The following is a 12,954-nucleotide window of genomic DNA, read 5'->3' on the forward strand; positions in this document are numbered from 1 at the left end:
CAGCATTTAGAGGTAAATCAAAAACCAATTTCTCGTTTGTTTAAATTAGCTTCTATTCAAATATTTACGGCAGGAGAAAGTAATGATGACTTAAAAATTAATGGAATTCCAAAAAAGGAAGCCTTAAAAATTAAAGAGTATATCACAAACTTTATAAATGAATAATTCTTTCGATTTTTCTTCTTTTTCCAGACAATCTTCCAAAGGAATTATTGTAAACTATTTTTTTATTTTTACTAAAGTATTAAAATCTTCTTGGGTTTTAATACCGCTTTTTTTAACTAATAAATCAGAGAGTTTTAGTGGTTTAAAAATAGGAATAGGAATAGTTTTAATTTTAATTTTTATTCTAATACGTTCGGTTTTACTCTACTTAAATTATAAATTTAAAGTAAAGGATAATAGCTTTATTTTAAAACACGGCATTTTAAAAAAAACAAATGTTTCAATTCCATTTTCAAAAATTCAGAATGTAAAATTCAAACAAAATTTTATTCAACAGTTAATAAATGTTACAGAAGTTGAAATTGAAACTGCTGGAGCAAAAAATGTTGAAGTTTCTATTAAAGCATTAACAAGAGAGCGAGCAGAAGCTTTAAAAGAAGCTTTATTTATTGAGAAAAAAAATGTAATTATAGAGGTTTTAAAAGAAAATGAATCCACAGAATTGTTAAAAATTTCACCTTTAGAATTAATGAAAGTGAGTATTTCTGAAAATCACTTTTATAGTTTTTTATTGTTATTTGCGTTTATTTCTTCGGGATTTGTTCAGTTAAAAGATTTTTTAAAGGATTTAGAAATAGATACTAATTTAGATGCAATAGTTGAAAAAAATGCAAATTCCTTAGTTCAAGATGTTTTTTTAATAAGTGTTTTAGTAGTTTTTGCATTTATTGTTTCCATAATAATTTCATTTTTTAGAATATTTTTAAAACACTTTAATTTAAAAGTAAATTTAAAGGAAAAAGCTTTAGAAATTTCTCAAGGCTTAATAAATAAACAGCATAATATTATTAAAAAAGAGAAGGTGCAATATTTGGTTGTGTCTACAAATCCTATTAAAAAAATAATTGGAATTTACAATGTAACCTTAAAGCAGGCAACTAGTGGAAAGGTAAAGCAGAATAAAATAATTAAAATTGTTGGTGCTAAAATAGAGCAAATTTCTACCTTAAAAAAGATGTTATTTGCAGCGGAAATTTTGGAAACAGAAGAAACGTATGTTCCAAATAGGTATTATTTAACACAAATGTATTTTAGAAGCTTTTTAATGTTAGCAGTGCTTAATTTAGTTGTAATTTTTAATGTTTATTTTTTATTTCTAAATAGTGTTGCAATTCCATTAATTATTGTACTAATCCATTTGAAGTATAAAAAAACATTTTTTAGATTGCACCCTAATTTATTGGAAATTGGTTCTGGCCAATTTTCAACCGAAGTTATTTATTTTGAAATATTTAAACTGCAACATATAAAATTTCAACAAACCTTTTTTCAGAAAAGAAGAAATGTTACCGATATTATTTTGCAAACGGCTTCTGGAAAAATTAAAATACCTTGTATAAATAAAAGTTTGGCAATAGAATTATATAATTTAATGTTATATAAAACAGAAATATCAAAAAAATCATGGATGTAAAAGAGTTGGTGAAAGCCGCACGTTTAAGAACCTTACCATTATCTGTTTCTGGAATTATAATAGGAAGTTTTATGGCCGCTTCTGAAGGTTTTTTTAATACTACTATTTGCGTGTTAGCAATACTAACAACTATTGGTTTTCAAATTATATCAAATTTTGCTAATGATTATGGTGATGGAGTAAAAGGAACCGATAATAACGAACGTGTGGGTCCGCAAAGAGCCATACAAAGTGGAAAAATATTACCAAATCAATTGTTAAATGTTATCAAAATTTCGATAGTTATAACGCTAATAATTGCTGTTTTACTAATTTATATTTCTTTTGGGAAAGACGATTTTTTAAACTTATTGCTATTTTTTATTCTTGGAATTGCAAGTATTGTTGCAGCCATAAAATATACAATGGGTAAAAATGCCTATGGTTATAGCGGATTTGGAGATTTGTTTGTTTTCCTATTTTTTGGTTTATTAAGTGTTTGTGGTAGTTATTATTTGTTTACAAAGCAATTAAACTTTTCTATATTTTTTCCAGCATTTTCAGTTGGGTTTTTAAGTATTGGAGTGCTAAATTTAAATAATTTAAGAGATAGAGCTTCCGATATTAAATCGGGTAAAAACACCTTAGTTGTTAAAATTGGAACTGAGTTTGCTAAATATTATCATTATTATTTACTAATTGCATCATTCTTATTTGCACTTTTGTATACAATGCTACATTATAAATCAAACTTCCAATTTATATTTGTTTTGGCATACATTCCAATTGCCAAACATTTATTGGTGGTATATAAAAATGAGGATCCAAGTTTATTAGATCCAGAATTAAAAAAATTAGCAATAAGCACTTTTGTGTTTTCTATATTGTTTGGTTTGGGATTAGTTTTGTAATTTAATAAGAAAAATATTTATAATTCAAAAATAAAGGATATATTTATCTTTTATTAATGTGGTTAATGAAAAATCAGGTTTTAGGCATATTTTTTTATTTATTGTACTTATTGGCAATGGTGCGTCCATTGGTTCCTATTATAGATTATTATGCCAACTATGATTATATTGCAGCTGTGCTTTGTGAAAATAAAGACAAACCTTATTTAGAGTGTAATGGTAAATGTTATTTGCAAAAGCAACTAAAAGAGGTAAATCATGACAATCACAATCATAAATCTACCGTTCCTCAAATTAATTTTGATGATTATCCGTTAAGTCCGTTAGATCAATTTTCATATACATTAAAAGATTTTAAAGAATCGCATACAGAAAAAACGTATTTTGTAACATACTCTTCGCAAGATTTTTTTAAATCGGTTTTTAAACCACCACAAAAATTCTCTTAAATATTTTACGTGTTTTTATTCAAAAATTAGTGTTTTTTTTGAATGTTCTTTCATTGTAATTTGTTGAAAAACAATTTATATGAAATGTTTTATCTATGCTTAATATTCACGTAAAATTTCTCTTTTTTAACTTACTATTTAGTAGAAATACTTTGTAGTAATTCAAATAAATTATTACTAAAATATTAATAATATTAAAATGAAAAATAAATTACTTCTAACTATACTAATGCTTAGTATTTCAATGGTAACTTTTGCACAAACTTTAAAAGTTTCGGGGAAAATTATTGATGAAAAAGATGCTGTTCCAATAGAATATGCTACAATTAAAGTGTTAAAAAATAATATTGCAACTCTATCAAATAGAGATGGAGAGTTTACATTAAATGCTGAAATTGGTGATAAAATTGAAATTTCGCATATTAGTTATAAAACTATAATTACCAATGTGCAAGCTGAAATTATTATACAATTACAACAAACACAAATAGATTTAAATGAAATTATAGTTTCAGCAAATCCATTACAAGATATTTCACAATCTGTAGTAATTAATGATGCTGAAAAACGCATTAGTCAACCAAGAAGTGTTGGGCATTTATTTAAAGAAATTAGTGGTTTTGGTATCACTAAAAAAGGAGGTTATGCTTCAGAACCTGTGTTTCGCTCTTTTAAATATGAGCAATTAAATGTGCAATATGATGGTGGAATGAAAGTTATAAATGCGTGTCCAAATAGAATGGATCCAATAACAACTCATATTATTCCAGAAGAGATTGAAAAAATTGAAATTGTAAAAGGACCATTTACGGTTCGTTTTGGTCAAAATTTTGGTGGAATTATCAACTTAGTTTCTAAAAATCCAACCAAAGATCAACAAGGTTTTCATGGAAGTGTTGAAGGTGGTTATGAATCAAATGGTGAAAATTTGGTAACCGGAGCTTCTGCATTATACGTTGCAGAAAAATTTGATGTACATTTAAATGGTTCGTATCGTGATTTTGGCGATTATAAAGATGGAGATGGAACAGAAGTTCCTTCATCATTTAAAACAACAGATTACTCTTTAAAAGTTGGAATTAATCCTACAGAAAAACAACGTTTTCAATTAAGTTGGAGACAATCTTTTGGGCGCGATATTGATCACGCGGGCTTACCAATGGATTCTCCTTATGATGACAGTTTTTTGACAGGTGTAGATTATAAAATAAACCAATTATCCGATAAAATTAAAAGTTTTACAGTTAAAGTGTTTTACTCATATGTAGATCATTTAATGACTAATGAGAACCGATCAACTTTTTTAACTACAGATTCTCAATCTCCAGTAGAATCTTGGACCTACGGAGGAAAAGCAGAATTAGAAATTGCACCAAGTGATAATATTAGAATTTTTACTGGAATAGATGCTAACATGTTAGATAGAAAAGGGGATAGAACTAGAATTGTAAAAATAATGAATGGGGTTACATTAGAAACGCCTAAAGTTTTTACCGATAAAATTTGGCAAGATGCGAGTGTGAATGATGTTGGGGCTTTTGCTGAAAGTAACTTTAAAATTAACAACTACACAACAATTACAACAGGTGTTAGAGCCGATTTTATTTCTGCTTCTATGGATGATCCTGAAGCTGATTTTGAAACTTTGTATGGTGGAACTATTGAAGATCAAACAGAAACAAATGTAAGTGCAAATGCTTCTGTAAAATATCAAAAAAATGGATTCCAAACACAATTTGCAATAGGTAGAGGTGTAAGAACTGCTTCTATGACAGAACGTTTTATCAATCATTTTTCAGTAGGTGTAGATCCGTATGAATATGTTGGAAATCCATATTTAAAACCTGAAGTAAATACACAATTGGAAGTATCTTTATTAAAGAAATTTGAAACTATTGAAATTGGAGCATCGTTTTTCCATTCTTTTTTAACAGATTATATTACTCCGGTTGTGAATACTAATATTCCAAGAAAATACATGTCAACAACACCACCAACCGTTGCAAAACAGTATATAAATATAGATGAAGCTACACAAACAGGATTCGAGTTTTCGTTTAATTATAAAGCATCAGAGCGTTTAAAGTTTACATCAGAAGTGTCTTATACACAAGCTGAAAATAAAGATTTTAATGAACCCTTAGCACACATTCCGCCGTTTATGGCAAATTTAGGTGTAAAATATGAAGCTTCTATTTATTGGTTTGCATTAAATTCTAGATTAGTTGCTAAACAAGCCAGAATTGCAGCATCATTTATGGAAGAAGAAACACCAGGTTTTGGAACATTAGATTTTAGAGCTGGTATAGAACCGTTTAAAGGTTTTTCAGTTGGTTTTGCTGTGTTAAATATTTTTGATAAAATGTATTATGAACATTTAAATTTTTCATATAACAACTCAAATACTTTATCAGGTAAAATTTATGAACCTGGTAGAAATTTTACAACGTATTGTAAGTATCAATTTTAATATTAGATACTTATATTTGTTTGTTTGTTAATCACAGAAAGTTCGCTTTCTGTGGTTTTTTTTGTGGATTTTATTTTTTAAATTGCAGTAAACCAATAAAAACTACTTTCAATGAAAATAACATATTTAGGACACGCAACTTTAAGTATTGAAACAAAAGACAAAACCTTATTAATTGATCCGTTTATTTCGGGAAACGAACTAGCAAAAAGTATAGATATTAATACTTTACAGGCCGATTATATTTTAATTACTCACGCACATCAAGATCATATTTTAGATGTAGAAGTAATTGCCAAAAGAACGGGAGCAACAATAATTTCTAATTATGAAATTGTTACGTATTTTGGAAATAAAGGTATTGAAGGACATCCAATGAATCATGGTGGAAAATGGCATTTCGATTTTGGAACACTGCATTATACAAATGCAATTCATTCAAGTTCCTTTCCAGATGGAAGTTACGGAGGACAACCTGGCGGATTTGTATTAGAAACTGATCATCATAGAATATATATTGCTGGTGACACTGCTTTATCCTTTGATATGAAATTAATTCCAGATGTAATTGGCGATTTAGATTTGGCTATTTTACCTGTTGGTGATAATTTTACCATGGGCATTGATGAAGCTATAAAAGCAAGTAAGTTTTTAAGTTGCAATAAAGTTTTAGGTGTTCATTTTGATACATTTGGATATATAAAAATTGACCATAAAATAGCTTATGAAAAATTTGCGAAAGCAAAAAAAGAATTGGTTTTATTGCCAATTGGCGGCTATATTAAGTTGTAACCTTACATTTAACAATAACTAACTATTAAAACTAAAACAATGATTACTTTTTTTTACATCCTTTTTACACTTTTTATAGTGGTTGCAATTCTTCACTTTTTAGCTCCAAAAAATTACAATGTTTATAGAAGTATTTCTATTAAAAAACCACTTCCTGAAGTTTTTACATATTTAAAATCGTTAAAAAATCAGGATGAATGGTCGCCTTGGGCAGAAAAAGATCCAACTATGAACAAAACATTTACAGGAATTGATGGAGAAGTTGGTTTTATTTCTGCTTGGGTTGGAAATAAAGATGTTGGCGAAGGCGAACAAGAATTAACAGGAATTGAAGAAAATAAAGAAATTAAATCACAATTACGCTTTTTAAAACCTTTTAAATCTACATCAGATGCCTATTTAAAAGTAGAAGAAGAAGAAGAAGGCAAAGGAACGAAAGTTATTTGGGGATTTTCAGGAACAAACAAATTTCCTATGACCATTATGATGCTTTTTATGAACATGGATAAAATGATTGGGAAAGATTTTGAGTATGGTTTAAATAAATTAAAAGGAATTTTAGAAAAATAAGTAATAATGAATAACAATGTAGTTTGCTGGTTTCAAATACCGGTAAATAATTTTGCGAGAGCTGTAAAATTTTACGAAACAGTATTTAATTTTAAAATTGAAGTTCAAAATTTTGGAGAAGAAAAAATGGGTTGGTTTCCAGTAGCTAAAGATAAAAATGCACCAAATGCTGGCGGGCAATTGGTGTATAATCCTGCGTATTATAAAACAAATTCTAATGGTGTTTTAATATATTTTGCATCACAAACCAATAATGTTTCGGATGAATTGAGTAGAGTGGAAGCTGCTGGAGGTAAAGTTATAGTTCAAAAAAAAATAATAACACCAGAAATTGGTTTTATGGGAGCTTTTATAGATTCTGAAGGAAATAGAATAGCATTACATTCAACAAAATAATAACTAAATGAAAACATATAAAATTTGTCAAAGTTGTGCTATGTCTTTAAATAAAGATCCAAAAGGTGTTGGTGGAGGGACAAATGCTAATGGAAAACCTAGTTATAAATATTGTAGTTATTGTTATCAAGATGGTACGTTTTTACAACCTAATATAACAGCCCAAGAAATGCAGGCTTTTGTTAAAGAAAAATTAAAAGAAATGGGTGGATTTATGAAATTGTTTGCAGGTTTTTTTTCTAAAGGAATTCCAAAATTAGAACGTTGGAAGAAATAAGGATTTTTTTAAGGAGATTAATTTATTCCATGTTCGCCTCTTACTTTTCTTCTCAAATTAATTACTCTAAACCTAAAATCGTCATAAAATAAACTTAAAAGCAACAAAAATGCTCCAAAGTACAAGGTATTTAGTTGAAAATTAAGAACGGTAAAAAGAAATCCGCCTGCGGAACCTCCAAAAAAGAAAAAACAAATTATAAATAATCGTAGTTTAATATTTTCTTTAATTTTTACAGTATTTGGATGCGCTTTCGGAAAAAATAATCGAGATAAATCAATACCTAAGTCTGTAAAAAGACCTGTTAAGTGAGTTGTTCTTAATACAGCTCCAGAAATTTTTGTTACAAATGAATTTTGAATACCCATTGCAAAAAGCAAAATAACTGCTATTAAATTGGGATTTTCAATAATTTTAAAGTTGGTAAATAGCGCAACGGATATTAAAATAATTGATTCAAAAATTGTAGGAAAAACAAAAATATTAAGCTTTTTAGTTTCTTTAAATTTAAGAATTATAAGATTTGATAAAAAAGCTCCCAATAAAAAGGAAAATATATATAAAATATAAACAAATCCTTCAAAATAATTTTCATGTGAGAATTCGTTTATAAAAAAAGCAAAATGACCGGTTACATTTGTGGTTAACTTATTTACTGCTAAAAAACCGGAAATACCAACTAATCCTGCAACAAATGATAAAACAGTTGCAATTCTTAAATTGTGCTTTAAAGATCTACTTTTACCTTGATGTTTGAACATTTAATTTTACTAAATCAATTCAAAAAAATATTGAATTTGTTAGGAATTTTTTTTTCTAAAAAAAACAATTTATGATTGCTAACTAGAAAACTTCGGCAAATTTACACTAATTTTTAAAAATGATATGGTCTTTTAGGTTGTTTAAAATAATAATGTATTCTTAAGCTTTTTAATTATTTTTTAAATAGTTGTACCTTTCGCTTTTCTTATTAAATGAAGGCAACCTATAAAAAATACATTCTTAATTTTAAGCAAGCGAGTGGAACTTCTCGAGGTATTTTACATACTAAGGAAACCTATTTTTTAAAAATAGTTGATAACCAAAAAGTTGGTATTGGTGAATGTGGATTGTTTAGAGGTTTAAGTGTTGATGATAGACCAGATTACGAAGATAAACTACAATGGTTATGTGCTAATATTCATAAAAAACAAGAAGAATTACTACTTGAATTAATTAAATTTCCTTCAATCCAATTTGGCTTAGAGCAAGCTTTGTTATCCTTAAAAAGTGAACATACTTTTGAATTATTTCCTTCAAAGTTTACACAATCTAAAGACTCAATAAATATTAATGGTTTAATTTGGATGGGAAGTGAAGCTTTTATGAAACAACAAATTTCAGACAAGTTAACAACTGGATTTTCAACCATTAAAATGAAAATTGGAGCTATAGATTTTGAAACAGAACTTTCTTTGTTAAAAAGTATTCGGAAAGAGTTTTCTTTAAATGAGATAGAATTAAGAGTGGATGCAAATGGTGCCTTTAAACCAAACGAAGCATTGGAAAAATTAAAAAGGTTATCAGATTTTGATATTCATTCTATTGAGCAACCTATAAAGCAAGGTCAGATTAACCAAATGGCAGAATTATGTTTAAAAACGCCTTTGCCAATTGCGTTAGATGAAGAATTAATAGGTATTTTTAATGTAACAAAAAAACAGGAATTACTACAAATAATTAATCCGCAATACATTATTTTAAAACCTTCTTTAGTTGGAGGTTATAAAGCAAGTGAGGAGTGGATAAAATTTGCAAATAAACAATCTATTGGTTGGTGGATAACATCGGCTTTAGAAAGTAATGTTGGCTTAAATGCCATTGCGCAATGGACATATACTTTAGGAAATATAATGCCTCAAGGTTTAGGGACAGGGAGTTTATTTACTAATAATTTTGATTGTCCTTTAGAAGTAAAAAACGGACATTTAACCTATAATAATTTAAAAAATTGGACATTTAATTTATAACGTCATTCTGAACTTAATTCAGAATCTTACACTAAAATATTATGAAATTTATACAACAAGCTTATAAAGGTGAAAACCAATGGTGGGCATATTTTGTAACTATAATGTTACTATTTTTTGGTTGGCAATTTATAGGCATAATTCCATTGGTTGGAGTCGCTTTTTTATATGCAGGAGATTATAATTCTTTTGTAGCAGCTGCAAATGATAGTTTTGCATCTTTAGGAATGGATGCTAATTTATACTTGTTTTTAGTAATTTTAACCTTTCTAGGAGGTTTAATTTCGTTACTGTTTGGAGTAAAAATGGCTCACAGGCGTAAAATAATTACCTTAATTACAAGTCGTGATAAAATAGATTGGAGTCGATTTTTTTATGCTTTTGGTCTTTGGACAATTATTGGTATTATAATTATTGCAATTAGTTATTATTTAGAACCAGAGAATTTTATTTGGAACTTTAAACCTGTTCAATTTACAATATTAGTATTGGTTTCTTTTTTGTTTTTACCTATACAAACCAGTATGGAAGAATTGTTGTTTAGAGGTTATTTAATGCAAGGTTTTGGAACTTGGTTTAGAAAATCATTTGTAGCATTAATACTTACATCGGTAATTTTTGGTTTGCTTCACGGTTTAAATCCTGAAGTTGAAAAATTGGGTTGGATAAGTATGGTGTATTATATTGGAACTGGTTTAATATTGGGAATTTTTACCTTAATGGATGAAGGAACTGAACTTGCCCTTGGTTTTCACGCCGCAAATAATATAGTAGCAGCCGTTTTTGTAACTACAAATTGGACAGTTTTTCAAACCGATGCGTTGTTAATTGATACATCTGAACCATCAGTTGGTTGGGAAATGTTTATGCCTGTATTGGTATTATATCCTATTGTTTTATATATTTTTTCTACCAAATATGGATGGAAAGATTGGAAAGGTAAATTATTTGGTACAGTAATGAAACCTATAGAACTAAAAGAAGAAGAATTTATAGCCTAATTTTATGATTTAGCAGAATTGAAATCTTTTATAAATATGGATATAAACCAATTTCACAAAGCATTTAAATTACAAGGAAAATCGTTTTCTTCAAAGGTAGATTTGATCACTTTTTCAGAAGAAATTTCTTTAGAAGTTTTTTTATTTATGAAAGAATGGTTTGATGAAAAATTGTTTATTGAAGTAAAAACTTCTGGCTCTACGGGAATTCCAAAAGTAATTCAGCTTCAAAAAAAACTAATGGTAAATAGTGCATTAGCTACTGGAGAGTTTTTTAATTTACAAGAAAATACAACAGCGTTAGTATGTATGCCTGTTAATTTTATTGCTGGAAAAATGATGTTGGTAAGAGCCTTAGTTTTAGGTTGGCATATAGATGTTGTAACACCAACTTCTAATCCTTTAAAAGATATTGACAAAAATTACCACTTTTCTGCAATGGTTCCTTTACAGCTAAACAATTCACTAAAAAATTTACATAAAATTAAAAAATTAATTGTTGGAGGTGGCGCGGTATCTTTTGAATTACTAACTAAAATTCAACATATAAAAACAGATGTTTTTGCAACGTATGGAATGACGGAAACTATAACGCATATTGCAATAAAAAAGTTGAATAATTTTGATTCTGTCATTTCAAGTACAGTCGATAAATCAAAAAATAACATTCCCAGTTGTGCTGAGAATGACGTTAAGTTTCGTTATGCTGAACTTGTTTCAGCATCTCATTATAAAACGCTTCCAAATATTAAATTAGCTACTGATGCAAGAGGTTGTTTAATTATAAATGCTCCAAAAATTTCAGAAGAAATAATACTAACAAATGATTTGGTTGAACTATTTTCAGAAACCGAATTTAAGTGGTTAGGTCGTTTTGATTCTGTTATAAATTCTGGTGGAATTAAACTAATTCCAGAGCAAATTGAAGAAAAAATAGCAGAAATTGTGAGTCAACGTTTTTTTGTTACAGGAATTCCAGATAAGCTTTTAGGTGAAAAATTAATTTTAATAGTTGAAGACGAAAGTTCTAAATCAGAAAGTTTAAAAGTTTCTATTTTTGCTAAAATTCAACAACTTACAAAACTTAACAAATACGAAATTCCTAAAGAAATTTATGTTTTAGATTACTTTATTGAAACTGAAACTAAAAAAATAAACAGACAACAAACCCTTAATTTATTAAACCTATATTAAATACGAAAGTGTTGCTAAATAAAAATTATCCAACCTTTTTTTTTATTTCTTCACTACTTTAAATACGTATTCTTTATCCAAAAATACTTTCACTAAATAAATTCCATTATTTTCATTTGTTAAATCCAATAATACTCTAGAGTTTATAAGGTTATATGTTTTTGATGATATTAATTGCGAAAGACTATTAAGCACATTAATTTTTACGCTTTTAGCATTTGTTGCTATAGGTATAGAAAACAAACCATTTGAAGGATTTGGATACACTGTTATATTATCAAATAATTCTATTTTTTCGGTAAAAACACCTTCGCAATCAACATTGGTTTTTATGGCTATTGAATCGCCGTGATTTACTTCAAAATTAAAATCCTTTTCAGATGTTTCAAATTGTAAATCTCCATTTACATAAACTTTATAAGGTAAGGTTCCTTCAGAAATATTTACATATAATTGTTTGTTTTGTAAACTTGATTTTCCTGAAATTTTAGTTCCTTCTGCTATTACTACCGAATAACAATATGGAGATGTAACCCCAACAACTTCAATACAGAATTCATAAGTGCCTGGAGTTATATTATTCATGGTTTTTTCAGTTGTGAAGCTGTAAGTTTCATTGTTAAAGGTAAGTGTGTAATTTTGACTTTTATTAGCTGTAATTACTAGTTGACCATTATTTTTATCTGAACAAGTTTCACTTACCGCGCTTATAGTAAAATTTGTTGTATCTAAAAGTTCGCAACCATTAGCATCTACAGATGCACCAGCTTTGCTATTTGAGCATTTATCAAATTCGTTTAATACGCCATCTCCATCAATATCATTCTCATCAACTGAAATTGAAGTGCCAAAAATTCTGAATTCTAATAAGCTTACCCAGGTTCCAGTATAACTTTCAGAACCGGTAACAGTAATTTTAACAAAACGTCCGGCTATAGTATCAAACAAGTTGATATTGGGATTTGTAATAGTTGCCGGAGAATCGTTTGAAGATCTATCTACAATTTGTGTATACCAATCACTTTCTGAACTTGCAACTGAAATAGTATATTTATAATCTCTATCTGAATAGGCAACTAATTCAGTTCTTTGCAAGTTGTAAATATCACCTAAATCTACAATTGCTGTTTGTGGATATCCAGAAACCGACCATCTTGTAGTTGTTAATCCATCTACAAGGTTAGTTACTACGTTTGTACCATCTACAGTACCAGTTCCTGTTATTGATTTGTTTAAAGCTAGGTTAGGAATTATGGCTACATCTGCA

The 12,954-nt window shown here is 28.1% G+C and carries 14 protein-coding genes; 12 read left to right on the top strand and 2 right to left on the bottom strand.

Annotated elements, in window-relative coordinates; all coding sequences use genetic code 11:
• From ABY298_RS11260 to ABY298_RS11300, 9 genes are all read left to right on the top strand, one after another.
• On the top strand, positions 1 to 165 hold a 165-nt coding region (locus tag ABY298_RS11260; RefSeq protein WP_372746167.1), incomplete at its 5' end, for a PH domain-containing protein.
• A complete protein-coding gene (locus ABY298_RS11265) occupies positions 158 to 1,639 on the top strand; it encodes a PH domain-containing protein (protein WP_372746154.1) in 1,482 nt (493 codons plus the stop codon). The genes ABY298_RS11260 and ABY298_RS11265, both read left to right, overlap by 8 nt.
• Positions 1,630 to 2,529, top strand: coding sequence for a 1,4-dihydroxy-2-naphthoate octaprenyltransferase (gene menA, locus ABY298_RS11270; protein WP_372746155.1), 900 nt, complete (start codon positions 1,630 to 1,632; stop codon positions 2,527 to 2,529). The genes ABY298_RS11265 and menA overlap by 10 nt, the downstream gene beginning before the upstream one ends.
• Positions 2,530 to 2,594: 65 nt before the next feature.
• A complete protein-coding gene (locus ABY298_RS11275) occupies positions 2,595 to 2,978 on the top strand; it encodes a hypothetical protein (protein ID WP_372746156.1) in 384 nt (127 codons plus the stop codon).
• A gap of 199 nt (positions 2,979 to 3,177) precedes the next feature.
• Positions 3,178 to 5,448 (top strand): TonB-dependent receptor domain-containing protein, encoded by a 2,271-nt coding sequence (locus tag ABY298_RS11280; RefSeq protein ID WP_372746157.1) that lies wholly within the window; start codon positions 3,178 to 3,180, stop codon positions 5,446 to 5,448.
• Positions 5,449 to 5,559: 111 nt separating this feature from the next.
• Positions 5,560 to 6,240 carry a metal-dependent hydrolase gene (locus ABY298_RS11285; protein WP_372746158.1) on the top strand — a complete coding sequence of 227 codons (681 nt, stop codon included), beginning with the start codon at positions 5,560 to 5,562 and terminating at the stop codon, positions 6,238 to 6,240.
• A 39-nt stretch (positions 6,241 to 6,279) separates the two neighbouring features.
• Complete coding sequence (locus ABY298_RS11290; RefSeq protein WP_372746159.1) at positions 6,280 to 6,810, top strand: SRPBCC family protein; 531 nt, start codon at positions 6,280 to 6,282, stop codon at positions 6,808 to 6,810.
• Between the two features lie 6 nt (positions 6,811 to 6,816).
• Positions 6,817 to 7,206 (top strand): VOC family protein, encoded by a 390-nt coding sequence (locus ABY298_RS11295; RefSeq protein WP_372746160.1) that lies wholly within the window; start codon positions 6,817 to 6,819, stop codon positions 7,204 to 7,206.
• A gap of 7 nt (positions 7,207 to 7,213) precedes the next feature.
• Positions 7,214 to 7,483 (top strand): zinc ribbon domain-containing protein, encoded by a 270-nt coding sequence (locus tag ABY298_RS11300; RefSeq protein ID WP_372746161.1) that lies wholly within the window; start codon positions 7,214 to 7,216, stop codon positions 7,481 to 7,483.
• 17 nt (positions 7,484 to 7,500) lie between these two features.
• On the opposite strand, the gene ABY298_RS11305 is transcribed toward ABY298_RS11300, so the two are convergent.
• Complete coding sequence (locus ABY298_RS11305; RefSeq protein ID WP_372746162.1) at positions 7,501 to 8,244, bottom strand: YoaK family protein; 744 nt, start codon at positions 8,242 to 8,244, stop codon at positions 7,501 to 7,503.
• A gap of 213 nt (positions 8,245 to 8,457) precedes the next feature.
• On the opposite strand from ABY298_RS11305, the gene ABY298_RS11310 reads away from it, so the two are divergent.
• Genes ABY298_RS11310 through ABY298_RS11320 form a run of 3 tightly spaced genes read left to right on the top strand, consistent with a single transcriptional unit; the run spans position 8,458 to position 11,687 of the window.
• On the top strand, positions 8,458 to 9,492 hold the full coding sequence (locus tag ABY298_RS11310) for an o-succinylbenzoate synthase (RefSeq protein WP_372746163.1): 1,035 nt from the start codon (positions 8,458 to 8,460) through the stop codon (positions 9,490 to 9,492).
• A 41-nt stretch (positions 9,493 to 9,533) separates the two neighbouring features.
• Positions 9,534 to 10,493, top strand: a complete 960-nt coding sequence (locus tag ABY298_RS11315) for a lysostaphin resistance A-like protein (protein ID WP_372746164.1) — start codon at positions 9,534 to 9,536, stop codon at positions 10,491 to 10,493.
• 36 nt (positions 10,494 to 10,529) lie between these two features.
• On the top strand, positions 10,530 to 11,687 hold the full coding sequence (locus ABY298_RS11320; RefSeq protein WP_372746165.1) for an AMP-binding protein: 1,158 nt from the start codon (positions 10,530 to 10,532) through the stop codon (positions 11,685 to 11,687).
• Positions 11,688 to 11,729: 42 nt separating this feature from the next.
• Here the strand turns inward: ABY298_RS11320 and ABY298_RS11325 are convergent.
• Positions 11,730 to 12,954, bottom strand: a 1,225-nt coding sequence (locus ABY298_RS11325) for a discoidin domain-containing protein (protein ID WP_372746166.1), incomplete at its 5' end; no start/stop codon positions are given.

This window comes from Lutibacter sp. (assembly GCF_041596795.1).
In the GTDB taxonomy this organism is placed as follows: Bacteria; Bacteroidota; Bacteroidia; order Flavobacteriales; family Flavobacteriaceae; genus Lutibacter.